The organism is Haloarcula sp. HT12 (genome assembly GCF_055271655.1).
The window spans coordinates 221555-239773 of the sequence record NZ_JBUXKW010000003.1 but is presented as its reverse complement, the minus strand read 5'-3'; the positions used below and the strand labels follow the sequence as shown (position 1 = coordinate 239773).

Genomic DNA, 18219 nt, shown 5'->3' with positions numbered 1-18219 from the left:
CTACTCGTACAGCGTGTACTCGTCGGTGAGTTCGTCCACGCGGTCGCTGACTTTCGCCACGACATCGTCGTCGTGTGGAGCGTCGACGACTTCGTAGATGAGGTCCGCGACCTCGCGGCAGGCATCCTCGTCGAAGCCGCGTGTGGTGAGCCCGGGCGTGCCGGCGCGGATGCCCGAAGGGTTAAACGCCGAGCGGGTCTCGCCGGGGACGGTGTTGGCGTTGAGGACGATGCCGGCCTCTTCCAGCGCCTCCTCGACTTCCTTGCCGGTGGTGTCGGGATGGGACGGCCGGAGGTCGATGAGCACGAGGTGGTTGTCCGTGCCGCCGGAGACGAGCGAGAGGCCGTGCTCTTTGAGTTGTTCACCGAGCGCGACGGCGTTGTCGACGGTCTGCTGGGCGTACTGCTCGAACTCGGGGGCCAGCGCCTCGCCGAAGCCGACGGCTTTGCCGGCGACGTTGTGCATCAGCGGGCCGCCTTGAGAGCCGGGGAAGACAGCGGCGTCGATGTCGTCGGCGTACTCCTCATCACACATGATGATACCGCCCCGACCCGCGCGGATGGTCTTGTGCGTCGAGCCGGTGACGAAGTCGGTGACGCCGACCGGCGACTCGTGGACGCCGGCAGCGACGAGGCCGGTGATGTGGGCGATGTCCGCGAGGTGGTAGGCATCGACCGCGTCGGCGGCTTCCTGAATCCGCTCGAAGTCGACCTCTCGGGGGTACGCCGAATAGCCCGAGACGATGATGTCCGGGTCGAACTCCTCGGCGTGGTCGTGGAGCCCTTCGTAGTCGATGTAGCCGGTCTCCTCGTCGACTTTGTACTGTTCGACTTCGTACACCTGGCCGGCGAAGTTCGCCGGGTGACCGTGCGAGAGGTGGCCGCCGTGGGTCAGGTCCAGCGAGAGGATCTTGTCGCCGGGTTCGAGGACGCCGAGATAGACGCCCATGTTGGCCTGCGAACCGGAGTGGGGCTGGACGTTGACGTGGTCCGCGCCCCACAGTTCCTTGGCGCGGTCGATAGCGAGCTCCTCAACGTCGTCAGCGTACTCGCAACCGCCGTAGTAGCGCTCACCGGGGTATCCCTCGGCGTACTTGTTCGTCAACTCCGAGGACTGGGCTTCCATCACGGCCTCACTGACGTGGTTCTCGCTGGCGATCATCGCCAGCGTGTCGTTCTGCCGGCCGCGTTCGCCCTCCAGGGCGTCTGCGACAGCCGGGTCCGTTTCTCGTACGGTTTCGTAGCTCATGTATTCCGGTCAGGACCGGGGCGACAATAATCTACCCTTTGACCCACGCGTGTGAGGCTCTGTCACGTCCTGTCCGCCGCCGCTGGCACAGAGGGAGTGACGACAGGCTGACACCCGTATGTATTTATCAGATGACGTTCCACATGCTCATACATGGTCACCTGGGGGGTGACAGGCGAGCGGGTGGGCCGGGACAGCGGTGAGTCGCTGAACTGGGACGGGGAAACGGTCGACCCGACCGCGCTGGTGCGCCAATTACACAGCCGAGAAGTCACGGACGGCGAAGGGATACCACAGCGTGTCGACGACTGTTACCGCGGGACCGTCACCGAATTAGCGCTGCCGGCGGTGGATGCTACGGTCCGCCGAGTCGATACAGACGTCGATGCGACGCCCGTCGAGTCACCGACGTCGATACAGGACGGAACGTATCTGCTGACGATGCAAGCCCGTGCTGCGGGTAGTGACCGGGAATCGCCACTCGGTATCCCCGACGACGTTCGGATTCACGTCCGGTTCGACGGCCCGGCGTCGTTCCACTCGCCCGGCATAACCTCCGTCCTCGCCTTCGAAAAGCCGGCGAGCGTTACAGTCGGGTTCGCCTGGGAGACGAACGCGGCACGGCCACATCTGCAGGTCCCCGCGACGCCCGCGGGACTCGCAACGGCGGTCACGCATCTGAGTGGGGCCCACCACACACTGCAACCGTCCCGCTCACATCCGGAACTCCGCGGCCATCCGCCGATGGTCACGACCGGCGAAACGGAGCGAATCCCCGACACGGTTCGGCGGAACCGTCCTGAGACCGACATCACGCTTCGGGTCCCGGAGTGCGAGGCGGAGGTGCTCGTCAGCGCACCGCTAGCGTACTATCTCGGGGCCGAAGTGGTCGTCGAGTCGCGGGATTCCGCACTGTTGACGGCTGCGGACACGTCGGTACACCTCTCCTTCGACGCGTGGCCGTCGCTCCAGGACGGCGTCGCAGCGCTGCTCCGGAAAGTGTTTTACCTCGACTGTCAAGTCAGGCGTATCGATCCGGCCGAGAGCGGAACCCGCATCTCGTCGGCCCTCTCGCTGGACCCGGACGCGATCCGGTCGCTGTCACCGGCAGGGCGGCTCGAACGGTATATCGAGGTCTCCGACGAGGCTGTAAACTCTATCCTCCCGGAGTGGCCCCTCTCGACGTACGTCTCGCCGGAGCCGGAACGGGTCCGGTGCCTGCCCTTCCTGCTCGACCGGCTCAGCCTCATCTACCTGCCGGACAGCACCCGGCTCGACCGGGACGAACTCCTCGATAGGACGCTGTCGGATTCGTATCTGAGCCGCGGGTCCGCCCAGCGCCCGCCGGTCATCGAGCCGAACTTGCGCGAAGGCCAACTCCACGCCTGGCTCGCGCCGGGCAACCCGATCGACGCATGCAAGACGCCGCCAGAGGCGTACGTGAACCGCCATCGGTGCCGGACCAGCGACAGCGACGACCAGCGGGTCGTGGTCGTGTTAAACGAGGAGGAGATGGCCGACGAACACACCGCAGTCACCGAGATATACCAGGCAGCAGACCTCCCGATGGACGTGCGGGTCAGGGAGTCGCTGTCGGTCAGGGAACTGGCCGACGTGTTCCGACAGCCGACGGATTTCGTCCACTTCATCGGCCACTGCGACGATGCAGGCCTGCGATGTCCCGACGGCAATCTGGCGCTGTCGTCGCTCTCGGAGGCCCGAACACAGACGTTCTTCCTGAACGCCTGTGGCTCCTACGACGAGGGACTGGACCTGGTGAAACAGGGCGCAGTCGCCGGCGCGGTGACGCTGACCGACGTGTTGGACAAACACGCCGCGCTGGTCGGCACCGCTTTCGCGCGTCTGCTCAGCAACGGATTCAGCATTCAGCGGGCGCTGGAACTCGCCCGTCGGCGGATAATGATGTGCAAGGACTACGCGGTTGTCGGGGACGGTACCTATTCGATAGTCCCCAATCCCGCACAGCCGGCGGTCGTCTGGCTCTCAGAGGCGGACACAGGGTTCGATGTCCAGTGTACGGTCGTCGCCCCCGAGCGGCCCGGCGAGAGCTACCGGCTGCCGTTCGACGACAGTGCGGCGCTGAACGGCGAACAGACGAGCCATTCGCTCGACGCAACGGAGTTAGCCGACGCCCTGAGCCAGACCTCGCTGCCGGTCATCTACGACGGGGAGTTTCATTGGTCCGACGACCTGGCCGCGCGCCTTCGAACAGGCTTCTAACTCCCGACACTTGTCACGTTCCTTGACGGGAACCCGCACAGTCGCCACATGCTTAGGCGAATAGCAATCGAGTGGTAATTAGGCGAATAGCAATCGAGTGGTAACGAAGGCACCAGTGAAAGTCCCCTGCATACCCATGTCTAGACTGGAGCCCGGGAGCCAATCCACGGATGCGACCCGGTAGAAGGGTGTAGTACCCACCACCGACACCACTGCCCTACCGCAGTACCGACGAATAAATCGGATAGTTCAGTCCGCAGGGCAAACGCCTTCTGCTTAGGATAGGTGAAGAATATTTTATCGCTTCTCACTGGTGGGTGTTGTCGGATTACTGGCGAAATCAACACCAATTGGCCGGTAAAATTAAATATAGCAAAACACTATATACTCGCATCGGATTATGACTGAAAATCTCCTACAGGACGATGTCGGTTCTATGTTGACGACGGTGTTCGGATCAACAGATGAACCGGTATACGTCGTGAACCCGTCGCGACAGAGTATTTCGGAGCTTGTATCGACACTCGACGCTGACTCGGACGCCCCCGAAGTTCGCCTGCTGGCCGACGAGCGCGCGCTCAAAGACGTCATGGACGACTTCCTCGTGGCGAGCACGGCAGCCGATCTCATCGACCAGGAGCGACTCACGATGCGCCTGCTCGATGACGTGCCGAACCACTCGGTCGCGGTGACTGTCGACACAGTGTACGCGCTGGTCACGATCAGCGACACGGTCGGCGGGCTCGGGACCGACGACGCGGAGTTCGTCGACAACGCCTACGACTACTACGACTCGACCTGGGCGGACGCCGATGCGTACTCGCTCCGGACGCCGCCGCTCAATCGCGTCCGGAGCACGCTGGAAGCCGATATCGGCCCGGAAACCGCGTCGGACTTCAACGCCGTCCTGAACTCGCTGTCGACGGCCCGCGGCGACGGCGACGGTCTGGACGAGGTCACCATCAGCCTGCTCGTGGCCGCACGGAACGGCGAACTACTGTACGACATCAGCAAATGGGGCGAGGACGTCGGGCTTGCCAGCAAGGCGACGTTCTCACGGACGAAGACGAAACTCGAAGACATGAACCTCATCGATACCGAGAAGGTTCCGATAGACGTGGGTCGGCCGCGGCTCCGTCTGATGCTCGGCGATGACCGGCTCAAGGACGCCGACCCGGACGAACTGGCCTCCGTGGCGCAGTCGATCCTCGCCGCGTAGGTTTTTCCCGCTTCACCACGAGGGCTTCGGCATGCGAACTGTCGAAGTCGTCGGGCGTGGACCGGCCGTCGACGCACTCACCGCGTTTCTCGCCGATATCGACGTGTCAGTATCACAGCCGTCAACACCGGCGGACGCCGCTGACGATCTCGCCGTCGTCGTCGACACCGTCGGCGGGGAGGCGTTTGCGACGTGGAACGACTGGGCGAGCGACAGCGACACACCGTGGATCGCCGTCGAACTGGGCGGCGTCGGCGGCGTCCCGGTGACCGACGCCGCGATCAGCGGATTCGGCCCTGAAACCGGATGTTTCGACTGTCTCCAAACGCGGGTGGAGGCGACAGTCGACGACGCCGAGGCGCTCGCGGAGGCCCCATCGGCGGCGACCCAGCGATTTGCCGGCGCGCTGGCTGGCCGGCTGGTATCGCAGTTTCTCGACGGCAATGGGGCCCTCCTCGGAACTGTCACGGAGCTGCCACACACGCAGCGCCGGTTCCTCCCTGTCCCGGGCTGTGACTGCGGCGAGACGCCGAGTCGGACCCTCAGCGACGGTCGCCAGGCGGCCCCCGACAGCGAAGCGCTGTCGCGGGCGGAACTGGGGCTCGACGAGCGGGTCGGTATCGCCACGGAGGTCGGCGAGGTCGAGTCGTTCCCGGCCCCATATTACCTGTCGACGCTCGCCGACACCGCCGGCTTCAGCGACGTGTCGGCCGCCGCCAAGGCCGCCGGCGTCGCCATCGACTGGGACACGGCGTTCATGAAGGCGCTGGGGGAGAACTACGAGCGGTACGCGGCCGGGGTCTACCGGGAGGGGAAGCTACAGCACGGGACAGTCGCCGAGGTTCCGGATGCCGTCTCCCCAGAGGCGTTCGTCAGGGACGAAGCCGAATGGGACGAATCGACGGACATTCCGTGGGTCCCGGCCGAAGATTTGCTGGCCGACGAACGGCGCTCGCTCCCCGCCGAAACCGTCTACTACCCGCCGCCGTCCAGCGCTGTCAGGCCGGCAACGACGACCGGCCTCGGCCTCGGAAACACCGTCACCGAGGCGGTGCTGACCGGATTGTACGAGGTCATCGAGCGCGACGCCGCGATGCTGTCGTGGTACTCGACGTTCGAACCGCTCCGGATTGCTGTGGACGACCACGAGCGGTACGCCACGCTCCGGCGGCGTGCCAGGTCCGAGGACCTCGACGTGACGGCGCTGTTACTGACACAGGACGTGGACGTGCCGGTCATCACCGTCGCACTGGAGCGAGACGAGTGGCCCTGCTTCGCGCTCGGCACCGACGCGGACCTGGATCCGGGTGCGGCCGCCGTCGGCGCACTGGAGGAAGCACTCCAGAACTGGATGGAACTCGACAGCATGGGTCGGGAGGCGGCCATGGACGCACAGGGCGCTATCGGACGCTACGCCGAAACACCCGGCGACGCGGCCGATCTGACGGCGGCGGAGACAGCGGTACCGCTCGATTCGCTCGGGCCCGACGCGTCTCTCTCCGGCGAGGCAGAGCTAGAGACGCTGTGTGATCGGGCAGCTGATGCGGGGCTCACGCCATACGGGGCGCGGCTGACGACGCGTGACCTCGAACAACTCGGGTTCGAGGCAGTCCGTGTCGTCTGTCCGTCGGCACAGCCGCTGTTCTTCGGTGACCCGTTCTTCGGCGAGCGCGCCGATACGGTCCCGGTTGACCTTGGCTTCGAGCCGCGACTCGACAGGGAGCACCATCCGTTTCCGTGACAATTAGCTGAACGTTTTTGTGTACGCATGCGTATGCATATACGTATGGGAGACACCTCGATTCGCGTTTCCGACGAGACGAAGCATCGGCTCGACCTCTACAAGCGAGAGGGGGAAAGTTACGAAGACGTGATACGCCGTCTCACCGAACGGGACCCATGGGCCGGGTTCGGAGCGCTCTCGGACACGGCAACCGAGACACGAGAAGGGATGCAGCGGATGCGAGAGAACATGCGGGCCGGACTGAACGAGGACATATCCGATAACGAATAGATGTTAGTCCTCGATAACAACCTTCTCAGCGATTACCTCGACGGGACCGCGTCAGCACGACAGTTCCTCCAGCAGTACACGCAGGACGTGTGGGCCGTCTCGTCCATCGTTCTCTACGAGGCGTACATGGGCAGTGTTCACGGCCACATCGATGGGTCACCAGAAATGATCCGGCAGGCAGTGACAGCATCGATGGAAGTGCTTGACGTAACTGAACAGACCGCGAACGAAGCCGCAGCGCTGCAGCGTGAATTGCTCGATAGAGGTGTGCCAGCTGACCATCCAGACACGTTAATCGCGGCCACAGCGCGGCACCACGGCGCACAGTTTGCGACCGCAGAGAAGCATTTCTGGACCGACGATGTACAGGACGTTCTGGACGTCGTCGAGTACGATCCGTATTGAAAGCCTCATCAAGCGACCGACCCTCAGATACCGAACGTGGCCCGCAACATGTCCCGCGTGCCCGGCCCGAGGCCGACCGCGGTGACCGCGATGAGCAGGAGGAGCGCGTACCGCGGGCTATCGTCGATGAACTCCTCGTTGAACAGCGAGACGACCAGCGAGGCGACGGCGAGTTTGACAATCAGGAACGGCCACGACGTGCCGATAGCGGCCGAGAGGCTTGCAGGCTGAAGCGATTCGGTGGCCGAGATGATGAACGCGTTGGCCGGGTGTTTCGGGTAGTACGTCAGCGGGACGTTGAGCGCGTCGAGCCAGTCGGCCAGCAGGACGTTCGCGACGCCGTCGATGGCGTGCCCCCAGATGACCAGCAGGCCGATGTAGCCGGTGCCGTCGTTTATCGCCGGTCGGTAGGTCTCGAAGGCCCAGTAGAGGCCATACGACAGCGCCGACGCCAGCACGACAGTCGTGATAAGGACCGACGGGTACAGCGTCGCGTACTCGCGCGTGAGCGCGACGAACGTGAGATACAGGAGCGTCACAGCGACAAATGCCCCGCCGATAGCGCCGGTCGTCCGGTAGTAGCTGTCGACGACGCCACGCTGTTCGAGATCCACGCAGACGACGAGGACGAGCAGCGTGAGCAGGAACACCGTGCCGTAGATGATGGGGCTGATGATGAGCGAGCTCAGCGGGTACTCGACGATGGGTGAGACGCCGGCCTCGACCGCACGGTCGGTCGCGTCCTCGACGGTCCGCAACGCCCCGCCAAGCAGCATGAAGGGGACGAACGCGAAGTAGAGCTTCGGGTCTTCGGCGATTTCCAGGCGCTCGAGGAGGAAGTAGACGCCAACGAGCATATACACCAGAATCAGCATGTAGCCGACCTCGGAGACGATGGTGTACCCGGGTTCGGCGATCAACCGCCCCTCCTGAATGGCCGCCCTACAGCCGTCGTACAGTGGTTGCGGGCCGGACGCAGTCATCTCCGCACAGCTGGCCGCCTTGGCGTCCGCGTACACCGGGCCCCAGAAGTACTGCCAGAGGAACCGGTCCCAGACGGCCTGTGGAGCGGCCATAACAGCGCCGACAGCGACGAGAACGACCGCAACGAGAGAGCCCAGCCAGAGCTGTCCGGGCTCGCGGTCACCGACAACTCGCTCGAACGTGTTCATGGCCGTGTGACCGGTGGCAGGCGGTTTCAGCGTTCCGGTCGCGTGTGCGTAGAACGGGATTTCGCGGACCGGCAGTAGCAAAACCGCGAGGCGAAAACCCGTTCAGTCCTGTGTGAGTGCCTCGTTTCCGGCCGCCAGGAAGGTCTCGTGTGCCTCGCCGTTGGAGGCGACGACGGAATCGCTGTCGTGGGTCCAGGGCTCGCCATCGAGGTCAGTGACCGTGCCGCCAGCCCGTCGGACCATATGAACGCCGGCGAGCGTGTCCCAGGGTTTCATCGGGCGCGTGCAAACGAGTCCCTCCAGCGCCCCGTCGGCGACGTGTGCCAGCGTGGCCTGGAACGAGCCCAGGCGGCGGATGTCACCGAAACGGTCGCCGACAGCACTGCACAGCCGCCCGAACTCGTCTCTGTCATCGCGGTCCCACCAGCCGACCGGAGCCACGGCGAACGTCTCCGGGTCGGTTCGATCACTGACCGAGAGTTCGGTCCCGCCGCGCGTAACGCTTTCCGGGCCGACGGCGTAGAGGTCACCATACGAGGGGAGGTACGTCGCCGACGCGACAGGCTCGCCGTCGACAACGGCACTTACACTCGTCGCCCACAGGCGCATCCCGCGGACGTAGTTCGCGGTCCCGTCGATGGGATCGATGACCCACGCCGCCCCGCTGTCGGGGACGCTATCGACCGCTTCGGCGTCGTTGGCGGTCTCCGGCCCAGTCAACATCGAGAGGTCCTCCTCACAGAGGAACCGGTCGCCGGGGAACTCCTCCCGAATCGTGGCGACGACCTGCCGCTGGGCGTCGCGATCCGTCTCCGTGACGAGGTCGTTTTTGTTGGCCTTCGACTCGACGCTCAGTTCGCCCCGGAACTGCTCGCGGGCGACGACACCGCCGGCGCGGGCCGCCCGCTCGGCGACAGCCGCCCGGTGGCTTGCATCTGTCATACCTGTCGCTGGACCGGCCTCGTTCAAACCATCTCGCCTTCCAGCAAAACGTGACCGCTGTCCGGCGACGACTCAGTCGTCTTCAACGGCCTCGTCGACGGCGTCGAGAATAGCCTCGGCGATGTCTCGCGCTTCGTTCGGCGTGTACAGGACCTGGTTTCCCAGCGACTGTTCGATACGGACGTAGCCGTCATCGTCCTCGATGGAGAAAAACGCTGTATTCTCCAGCGGTGGCACGTGCAGGCTGCCCCCCTCGGACTGGTCTGTAGCCATGATACATTGTAGCATGCGAACCGATTTAAATCTACGGCTCAGTATCAGGGCCCCCATCAAATTACAAGTATTGATAATCAGACCCCAACGGCTTATACAAATCACAGAAACATACACGTATGGCTTCGATACGTGGGGCACTCCGGTTCAGCAAGGACGTTTCGGTTATCATGCTTTTGGGAGTTGTCTACGTCCTCGGGCTGAGCGTCGCAACGCTGATCAGTGCGTCGGAAGACCGACTGCCACGTCTACATGCCGTTGGCGGGAAGGTTCGGAGTCGCCTTCGCCGCCCGGTATAAGACAATCAGGCGGACGTCCCCGAGTTTCAGATCAGGCGTACGGAACCAGATAGCCTCAGCCAGTGTGCATTTTATCGCAGTGATGCGCGTGTCCTGATCATACACAATCCTCGAAATGACTGTCCGTACCATCTTTTGATCGGTTCCCGGCGTAACGCGACTTTCCCGGTGTGCTGGCCCTGGCAGCAGTTGGTTTTTCAGTATCTCGTGTGAAAACGCTTCGAGCGGAACTCACGGCAGACATAGTCAACTAGTCTGATATATATCCGCTTCACAACGTACATTAGTGCGTGAATAATCCTTTTTATCGCCTGTTGATCACTCCACACTATGCGTAAAAGTCGTCGAAATTATGCACAATCGAAGAGGAATGGAGGCTGTCATGCCAATCGTCGTTATTAATGATGGGCTATCCCACCCGACAGCTTTATTATATGCTGCTTTGACATGACACTCTGTGTGGGAGCTGTGCGGTACCTATCAGAAATCGACCATTGAAACCAGATAAAATGGGGCTTACTAGCCGTATTCAGCAGGAGCCGATCAGGGGAGTGGAGAGCGTATGCTACTAGACGCACCAGTTACAGCCGAGGTACGGGAATGACGATACAAGCAAATCAGGTAAATCAATCGGGTCATGAGGGGATCGCTTCGAAGACTGTCGACGAGTTTCTCGTCACGCCGGAGAGTGAGGTCACGCCGGTTTTGAGCGTCGTGATGCCCACCCTCAACGAAGAAAAGGGTATTGTGGAATGTATTGATCGGATCAAGACCGCGATATCGGAGCTACGCCTGCCGACTGAAATCATCGTGAGCGACAGCTCGACCGACGCGACCCCGGAGCTAGCGCGCGAGCGGGGCGCGACAGTCGTGACACCTGACGAACCGGGCTACGGGTACGCCTATCGCTACGCGTTCGACAAGGCACGGGGGGAGTACATCGCGATGGGCGATGCGGATACGACATACGACTTCGAGATGCTTCCGCAACTCCTCGAACCGGTCCAAAACGGTGACGCGGACATCTGTATGGGAAGTCGGCTAGAGGGTGAGATTCGGGACGGATCGATGCCCCCGCTGCATAAATACGTCGGAAATCCGCTGTTGACACGGTTCCTGAACACGTTTTATGGAGCCGGCGTGAGCGATGCACACAGCGGGTTCCGAGTGTTTACCAAGGATGCGCTCGAAACGCTAGAGCTAGAGACGACCGGCATGGAGTTCGCCAGCGAGATGATTATGGAGGCCGGCGCGAACGACCTCAGCATCGAGGAAGTCCCGATCATCTACCACGAGCGGGAGGGCGAGGAAACACTCGACAGTTTCAGTGACGGTTGGCGACACGTCCGGTTCATGCTCGTGAACGCACCGGACTACCTGTTTTCGTATCCGGCGCTGCTACTCGTTTCGGTCGGGGCGGTGTTGATGTCGCTGTCAATCGCCCGGCTGTCGATCGGCGGCGTCAACTTCGGGATCCAGACGATGGTCGGCGGGTCGCTGCTGGCAATCGTCGGGTATCAGGTCTGGACGCTCGCGCTGTTCAGCTCCATCGCCGCGAACCCGATCAACGAGCCCGACGGCCTACTTATCGGCATGATACGGGAGCAGTTCCAGTTGGAGCACGGAGCGTCGCTCGGCATCATCGCGGCCGCAGTCGGTATTCTGTATCTCGCGGTCGTGTTCGGACAGTGGCTTCTCGCCGGCGAGGAGGCGTTGCCGTCGGCCACGGCAACCCTATTGGCCTCGACAGTGGTGGTAGTCGGGCTACAGACAGTGTTCGGCTCGTTCTTCATGAGTATGCTAGCCGACAGCAGCTAACCGCTGGCTTTCGCGTTGGCGGACTTATCAAGCACCCGTACACCTGCTAGGACACGTTCCGTTCTCGACGCACTGCACGTCAGGCTGCGTTCGGTTTTCGGCAATGAACTGCCATTCGTTACGGCCCACGCTGTCGGTGCCGTTCGAATACGTGAGCTGTCTGTACAGCCCGTTGTAGTTCATTACGCTATCGTACTCCGTTCTGGAGTAACGCTCCTCGTCGATGCCGTCTTGGTGGGCGTTGAGCCCCATCGCGTGCCCGAACTCGTGCATGAACAGCGAGGCGGTGATCCGCGTCGAATCGAACCGCTCCATCGCTGCGATTTCAGGTCGTCCCGCGCCGACGAAATAGTCGTCCCCGTTGTAGGCGACGTCCTCGGTGAGCAAGACGTAGTAATAGCCGTCAGAACGGGCCTCCGAATGATTGGCCCGGAAATCGTAGATATCGTTTCCGGGACCAGCACGAGGTTTCGAGTACACCGTCCCGTTGACCGAGAGGTTGGTGTCGTCCGTAGCCAGATGGATATCGATACCGGTGGAGCCGTCGGGGTTCGAAACGGGGGCGTTGTCGAAGGTTTCGACGATAGACGCCCGGACCGGGTCGCTGAGCGTCGTTGACTGTGTAGAATCGACTTCGACGTAGATGTCCGTTCGGAGCGGATCCGCGTCCGGAAGTACCTGCTCACAGCGGACCTCCATGCCATCTGGATAGCCGTCACCATCCGTGTCCGCATCGGTCGGGTCGGTGCCGTACACGGACCGCTCTAGCGAATCCGATAGCCCGTCTCCGTCTGTATCAGTGCCGTTCGTTTCGGCCTGTGCGCTCGGACTGTCGGCCCCACCGCCACTAGCGGTGTTCACCTGCGGCGACGTGCCAGCGACCGGAAACATGATACCAGCGAGAAGCAGCGTGACGAGGACGATGGCACCGACGCGAAGCAAGGACACGTGACGGGTCCCGTTGTCTGTGAGACGGAGGCTGCCGAGAGAGTCATCAGAACTATCGATATTAATATTGGATCCGGCAATTACGGCCAGACAGGATTTCGCAAAACGGAATAATATAGGCTTCAAGAGCATTTATGCGTCATATTTTTCGGGTAGGAGTTAAGTAAGTAATTCTCAAAATATCAGTATCGATTTCGATACTGTACATGGAAAGACATCAGCGGACACCGGCTGTGGCTGTCGGTATCTTCAATGGCCTCGGTTCAATAACAGAAACTAATGCGTGTCACCCGGCGGTTCTGGCTGACGCTCACTGCCATTGGTAGTCTCGCTGTGGGTGGCGGGCTGCTCGATGCGCCCTTGTTAATCGTCGGGGCCGTCGGGCTCGCGGGCTGGCTGCTCTCGATGCAACTCGCGTTCGTTCACAACGTGTCACAGCTCAGCACTCGACTCACTGTCAGCCAGTCGCTCAATCGCTCCCGGATACGAACGGACGTTGAAACCCAGTATACGCTTCAAGCATCAGTTGACGCGGCCGGCGATCACCTGCCGCTGTCCGTCGAGGCGACGATCCCGCTGTCAGCACGAATGGAGGCGGGCCGGTCCCCGACACTCGACCTCGACCCGTCGATGGAATCGTCGTCGGTGACGGTTCCGCTCACCTGGGAAACCGTCGGCGACTACACCATGCCGGGTGCGACAGTGACAGTGAGCGACGGTGCCAGCTTGTTCGTCCAGTCGTTTACCACGACGTCTGGCCCCGAAATAACGGTCGAGTCCCCGTCCGTCGGTCCGATCCACGTCGGCCAGGGGGGGAAACGGTTGCTCCGCGGTGTCGGCGAGCACGATGCCCGCGGAAGGACAGGCGGCCTGTCGGCCGAAGAGATCCGGAAATACGTCCCGGGTGACGCACTGAAGTACGTCGACTGGAAAGCGACTGCCAGACTGGACGAGGCCCACGTCCGTAACTACGAAGCCGAGAGTAACCGTAGCGTGGTGCTCGTCATCGATCACCGTCACACGATGGGAGACGGGCCACCCGGCGAAACGAAGCTAGATCACCTCAAAGCAGTCGCCGCGGCGTTCCAGCAGCGTGCCGAAGCGATCCGTGACCCACTGGGCTATCTCACCGTCGACGACACGGGCGTGACGGCATCGGGAACCCCCGTTGCGAGAACCGAGGCCTACAGGTCGTGTCAACACCGAATCAACGATGTCGATACCGAGCCTGCGAAGCCGGCGGCAGCCACGCCGTCGTCGACTCACATCGGAACGACGACAGGAGCGGTGAATCCGATGGCGGACACACAATCACCCATGGAAACGACGCTGCTTGCGTATCGGGACGCCGCCGGATCGAACCGGTACCTCCCGAACCAACCGCTGTACAACGGGTTTCAGACGGTGCCGCGTGAGATACGCAGCGCAGACCTGCTGGTCATCTGTACCGACGACAGCAACCCGAGCGAGTTACGGAACACGGTTGGGCTGGCGAGACGCGACGCGACAGAGGTCGTCGTGTTCATCACACCGACGGTGGCTTTCGATACCGACCTCATCGCTGACATCGATACCGCATACGAACGGTATCGCGCCTTTGATCAGTTCCGACGCGAACTGAACGAGATCGACTCGGTGACGGCTTACGAAGTCGGCTCACCGGACCAGATCACAGCGATCCTGTCCGGCAGCCAGGCGGATCGGGGGGAGTACGCGTGAGTACGACACGGGAAACGAGAGACCGGTCGCTACGTTCGATACCAACCGTGTTCGGCCTGCTGGGAGTCGTCGTCGCGACAGGCGGCCTCATCTGGGGCGGGCCGGCGTGGCTCGGCCTCGCCGGTGTCGCGCTCGGCGGTCTCTACTTGCTCGGGACGCCGGTTCTCGCGGTCGTGTTCGGGCAGATCGCGCTCGTCGCGGTCGATGCACCGTCACTGCTACCGCTCGTCCTCGTCGAAAGCGGTCTGTGCATGGTGTTGCTTTCGGCGACCGTAACGACGCCGCATAGTCAAGCCACCGGCGGCCTCGTCGCGCTTGTCGTTTTGCTGCTCGGCGGGCTCGCCTGGCTGTCGTTTGAGCGGTGGAACCTTGAACCGCTCTCGGTCGGGTCAGCCTTCCTCGGCGGAGCTGTTGTCGTCGGCTATCTGCTCCATCGCTATCTGCTGATAGAACTCGGCATCGTGACCGAGGACCCAGCTTCGGACAGTGATTTCCAATGAGCCAATCCGAGCCCACGCAACCAGACGCATCGGCCGACGAATCTGCCCAGCGGATGGATGGCGTCCGTGACCGCCAGACACTCGAAGCGGAGTTGGAAGTGCTTCGGGAGGAGAACCGACGGTTACGTGACTCGTATGCGCGTGCAAAGCGAGCGACGTTCAGACGGACGGCAATGGGCTTTTTTGTGGTCGGCGGGCTGTCCCTCGTAGCGGCCCTTCTCTTTCCGGCCCTGCAGACCATCTTCATCGCGTTCGGTGGAACCGGAGTGTTCGCCGGCATCGTCACGTTCTATCTCACGCCCGAGCGGTTCGTCTCGGCGTCGGTCAGTGATACGGTGTTTGACACGCTAGCTGATGTGGAACAGCATCTCATCAGGGAGCTGGAACTCCAGACTGAGGCAGTGTACGTCCCGACGGCAGCCCGCCCGGAGACGAACGCACGCCTGTTCGTCCCACAACACGCCGAATACGCGGTACCCGACCCGGAACTGCTGGGAGAACTGTTCGTCACGAGCGCCATCGAAGCGGAACAAGGTGTCTCGCTGCCGCCGACCGGTGACCGTCTGTACTCCGCGTTCGAGCAAACGGTTTCGGGCGAACTCGGTGACGACCCCGGCGCGATAGCGACGCAACTGACCGCAGCCCTGTCCGAACAGTTCGAACTCGTCGACGAGACAACGATCGAGATCGACGGCGACAATCGAAACGCGTCTATTGCCTTCGATAACCCCGCGTTCGGAGACGTTCACCAACTGGACCACCCAGTGGTGTCCCTGCTTGCTGTGGGGTTTGCCACGGGCCTCGACCGACCAGTCACCGTCGACACACGCGAAGATGATCGGTTCAGCGGCGTGGTGACAGTTTCGTGGGACGCCGTCGAACAGTCACCAACACGGTCTGATGACGCGACGACCCAGTCACAAGAGACGACACCAGCCCCGGAAAGCGACTAACGGCAACCCAGTGCTACTCGAACTCGCGTTTCGTCCCGCCGTCACCGACAGCGGGCTCGACGCCCCCACTGTGATCGGTGTCGGACCCGGGTGGCGTGATCGACTGGAGGATTTCCTCGATAACCGCCTCGGAGGTGATCTGGCTCAGTTCGGCGTCGCTGTTCATGATCAGCCGATGCCGCAACACCGGAAGCGCCATCTCTTTGACGTCGTCGGGGATGACGTACTCGCGGCCGTTCAGACGGGCGACCGCCTTCGCCGTGTCCTGGAGGGCAATCGTCGCTCTCGGTGAGGCTCCGTGCGTGACGTTTCGGTGGTCCCGTGTCGCACCGACGATAGAGAGAATGTACTCCTTGACGCTGTCTTCGATGTGCGTTTCCGGGACCACAGTCCGGGCGTCCAGAAGTTCCTCACGGGAGATAACCTGCGAAATCGAATCCGCATCGAGTGTCGGATTCGCGTCGAACCGGTCGAGAATCGAACGCTCGTCTTCGGAGTCTGGGATCTCCGTGACGAGTTTCATTTGGAACCTGTCGCGTTGGGCTTCCGGGAGCTTGAACGTCCCTTCCATCTCCAGGGGGTTCATCGTCGCGACGACGGTAAACGGCGTCGGGAGTTCGAGCGTCGACCCCTCGATGGACACCTGTCCCTCCTGCATCGCTTCGAGCAGTGCGCTCTGTGTTTTCGGCGGGGCGCGGTTGATCTCGTCGGCGATGACCAAATTCGTGAACACGGGGCCTTTCTGGAGTTCGAACTCGCCGTTTCGCTGGTGGTAGACCGTCGTTCCGGTGATATCCGCGGGGAGGAGATCGGGTGTCATCTGGACCCGGGAGTGCTGGAGGTCCGTCGCGTTGGCGACGAGCGTGGCAATCGTCGTTTTCGCGACACCGGGGACCCCCTCCAGAAGCACGTGGCCGCGTGTAAGCATAGCGACAGTAATGTGTCGGAGGATCGCTTCGTTACCGATAAGAACTGTGTCCACCTCCTCCCTGAGACGGTCGTACAGCACCGACGGATCAGTCATTGCGCTGACGTTCGGCCCGCTGTTTAATAACGGCTTCCGTTACTCGCTTGATTTGTGCGGGCTCCCAGTCCGGATGGCGGGCTCTGAGATACTGCTCGACGCTGTCCGGGGACAGGTGTGGGTCCGCATCGCGGCCCCTGTATTCCCGAAGCCGGTCACGGAGCCACTCATCGAGACGGCGGTCGAACACGAGCAGCGCCCCGACCAGAACGACGCCACAGAACAGTAACAGTGCGTCGGACCGCTGTACGGCCAAGATAGCGGCGGCCACTGGCGGGACGCTGCTGGCGTGAGAGTAGTCCAGCAGCGCGGCATCGTGATCAGCGACGAGGTTCCGGACGAACCGTCGGTTGTCCCCACGTTCGAGCATCGCGTTCACGAAGACGCTCGGATCGCTGACGGCGATGACACGACCCTCGCCGACCGACTCGCTCGTGACGACAGGCCTGGACGCTAACTGCTCCCCACCATCGAGTTCTGCGTTCCCGTTGGTGTCGAGATAGGCGTACTCGGAGGTGTTGACGAGCGTCGTCGCCGGCCCGGCCCTGACAGTCGTGCCGTAGTTGAGGACGACGGTGTCAACGCCCGCCGTCTCCGAGTGATTACCGGTGGGCGTCGCTTCCGGGAACGAAGAGTTCCGGTAGTAGTTTCGGTTATCGTACACTGGGCGGCCGTCGAAGCGCGCGTCCGCCCCGACCGAAGCGAGCAGCGCGTTCCCGTGTGGGCGGTAATCCTCGGCGACGACGAGTGTGCCGCCACTTCGAACGAACTCAGCGATCCGCGTCCGCTCGCTCGACGAGTACGGTTCCGCCGGCGAGAGGACTATCGCGACGGTGCCGTCCGTGTCAGTCGTCGGATACTGACTCACGTTCGTTGTGACGGTCACGTTCGCGCCGGCCTCAGTACCGACGGTTCGGAGTTCGCCTGCACCGTCCCACTGGGAGTTGTACGCACCGAACGCCGCCGACGACGTGCTCGCGGCATAGATGAGCGCGATGACCGTAAGGGCGGTGTAGGCCGCCAGCAGGAGCTGCGGGAGACTGACCGACGGCAGCCAGGAATCGCCGGTGGACGGCGCCGATGGCATCAGACCAACCCCGGGGGGAGGATCTCGAGAATCCGTTTGATGACGACGTAGGCAAAGCCCACCAGCCCGAGACCGATGAGCCACCAGAGCCGCCGTCGCCAGCGCGGCGACACGGTCTGCGGTGCGACCAGTTCGACAGTGACGAGAAATCCGATCAGCGACACGACGAAAAACAACTCTAGCGTCAGCGCATCCAGCAGGGTCAACACGAGGATGGTACTAAGCACCCACATGAGATGCCCATAAATGAACTGCTGGCGCTGTCGAGTCGCCATACTACGCCGTTGTCCTGGGTAGACAGTCAAAGTTCCGACCGACGAACGCTGATTGCGACCCCGACGAAAGAACCAATAGTTG

Annotated in this window: 17 protein-coding genes; 9 read left to right on the top strand and 8 right to left on the bottom strand. The window is 62.4% G+C overall.

The window, feature by feature from the left end; all coding sequences use genetic code 11:
* A complete protein-coding gene (gene glyA, locus ACY9XZ_RS10825) occupies window positions 1–1248 on the bottom strand; it encodes a serine hydroxymethyltransferase (protein WP_463457049.1) in 1248 nt (415 codons plus the stop codon).
* 153 nt (window positions 1249–1401) lie between these two features.
* Between glyA and ACY9XZ_RS10820 the strand changes: the two genes are divergently transcribed.
* The 5 genes from ACY9XZ_RS10820 (at window position 1402) to ACY9XZ_RS10800 (ending at window position 7127) form a co-directional block, all read left to right on the top strand.
* On the top strand, window positions 1402–3489 hold the full coding sequence (locus ACY9XZ_RS10820; RefSeq protein WP_463457048.1) for a hypothetical protein: 2088 nt from the start codon (window positions 1402–1404) through the stop codon (window positions 3487–3489).
* Window positions 3490–3889: 400 nt separating this feature from the next.
* Window positions 3890–4708, top strand: coding sequence for a transcriptional regulator TbsP (gene tbsP, locus ACY9XZ_RS10815; RefSeq protein ID WP_463457047.1), 819 nt, complete (start codon window positions 3890–3892; stop codon window positions 4706–4708).
* 31 nt (window positions 4709–4739) lie between these two features.
* Window positions 4740–6449, top strand: a complete 1710-nt coding sequence (locus ACY9XZ_RS10810; protein ID WP_463457046.1) for a YcaO-like family protein — start codon at window positions 4740–4742, stop codon at window positions 6447–6449.
* A 45-nt stretch (window positions 6450–6494) separates the two neighbouring features.
* Entirely contained in the window at window positions 6495–6722 is a 228-nt protein-coding gene (locus tag ACY9XZ_RS10805) for a DUF7557 family protein (protein ID WP_463457045.1), read from the top strand.
* Entirely contained in the window at window positions 6723–7127 is a 405-nt protein-coding gene (locus tag ACY9XZ_RS10800) for a PIN domain-containing protein (protein WP_463457044.1), read from the top strand.
* Window positions 7128–7150: 23 nt separating this feature from the next.
* On the opposite strand, the gene ACY9XZ_RS10795 is transcribed toward ACY9XZ_RS10800, so the two are convergent.
* From ACY9XZ_RS10795 to ACY9XZ_RS10785, 3 genes are all read right to left on the bottom strand, one after another.
* Window positions 7151–8299: a DUF63 family protein gene (locus ACY9XZ_RS10795; RefSeq protein ID WP_463457043.1), complete on the bottom strand. Its 1149-nt coding sequence runs from the start codon at window positions 8297–8299 to the stop codon at window positions 7151–7153.
* A 102-nt stretch (window positions 8300–8401) separates the two neighbouring features.
* Entirely contained in the window at window positions 8402–9241 is an 840-nt protein-coding gene (locus ACY9XZ_RS10790) for an inositol monophosphatase family protein (RefSeq protein ID WP_463457042.1), read from the bottom strand.
* Window positions 9242–9313: 72 nt separating this feature from the next.
* Window positions 9314–9514: a hypothetical protein gene (locus tag ACY9XZ_RS10785; protein ID WP_463457041.1), complete on the bottom strand. Its 201-nt coding sequence runs from the start codon at window positions 9512–9514 to the stop codon at window positions 9314–9316.
* An 899-nt stretch (window positions 9515–10413) separates the two neighbouring features.
* Between ACY9XZ_RS10785 and ACY9XZ_RS10780 the strand changes: the two genes are divergently transcribed.
* Window positions 10414–11631 carry a glycosyltransferase family 2 protein gene (locus tag ACY9XZ_RS10780; RefSeq protein ID WP_463457040.1) on the top strand — a complete coding sequence of 406 codons (1218 nt, stop codon included), beginning with the start codon at window positions 10414–10416 and terminating at the stop codon, window positions 11629–11631.
* A 27-nt stretch (window positions 11632–11658) separates the two neighbouring features.
* Here the strand turns inward: ACY9XZ_RS10780 and ACY9XZ_RS10775 are convergent, their stop codons facing one another.
* Complete coding sequence (locus tag ACY9XZ_RS10775) at window positions 11659–12522, bottom strand: hypothetical protein (protein ID WP_463457486.1); 864 nt, start codon at window positions 12520–12522, stop codon at window positions 11659–11661.
* Between the two features lie 336 nt (window positions 12523–12858).
* On the opposite strand from ACY9XZ_RS10775, the gene ACY9XZ_RS10770 reads away from it, so the two are divergent.
* From ACY9XZ_RS10770 to ACY9XZ_RS10760, 3 genes are read left to right on the top strand one after another with little or no spacing between them, the layout of a single operon-like run.
* Window positions 12859–14298, top strand: a complete 1440-nt coding sequence (locus tag ACY9XZ_RS10770) for a DUF58 domain-containing protein (protein WP_463457039.1) — start codon at window positions 12859–12861, stop codon at window positions 14296–14298.
* On the top strand, window positions 14295–14798 hold the full coding sequence (locus ACY9XZ_RS10765; RefSeq protein WP_463457038.1) for a hypothetical protein: 504 nt from the start codon (window positions 14295–14297) through the stop codon (window positions 14796–14798). Before ACY9XZ_RS10770 ends, ACY9XZ_RS10765 begins: the two co-directional genes overlap by 4 nt.
* Window positions 14795–15751, top strand: coding sequence for a bZIP transcription factor (locus ACY9XZ_RS10760; protein ID WP_463457037.1), 957 nt, complete (start codon window positions 14795–14797; stop codon window positions 15749–15751). The genes ACY9XZ_RS10765 and ACY9XZ_RS10760 overlap by 4 nt, the downstream gene beginning before the upstream one ends.
* Window positions 15752–15764: 13 nt before the next feature.
* Here the strand turns inward: ACY9XZ_RS10760 and ACY9XZ_RS10755 are convergent, their stop codons facing one another.
* Genes ACY9XZ_RS10755 through ACY9XZ_RS10745 form a run of 3 tightly spaced genes read right to left on the bottom strand, consistent with a single transcriptional unit; the run spans window position 15765 to window position 18137 of the window.
* Window positions 15765–16775, bottom strand: a complete 1011-nt coding sequence (locus tag ACY9XZ_RS10755) for an AAA family ATPase (protein ID WP_463457036.1) — start codon at window positions 16773–16775, stop codon at window positions 15765–15767.
* Window positions 16768–17862, bottom strand: coding sequence for a DUF4350 domain-containing protein (locus ACY9XZ_RS10750; RefSeq protein ID WP_463457035.1), 1095 nt, complete (start codon window positions 17860–17862; stop codon window positions 16768–16770). The genes ACY9XZ_RS10755 and ACY9XZ_RS10750 overlap by 8 nt, the downstream gene beginning before the upstream one ends.
* The gene (locus ACY9XZ_RS10745) at window positions 17862–18137 is read right to left on the bottom strand and encodes a hypothetical protein (protein WP_463457034.1); all 276 of its coding nucleotides are present in this window, start codon (window positions 18135–18137) and stop codon (window positions 17862–17864) included. Before ACY9XZ_RS10745 ends, ACY9XZ_RS10750 begins: the two co-directional genes overlap by 1 nt.
* Window positions 18138–18219: the final 82 nt, after the last annotated feature.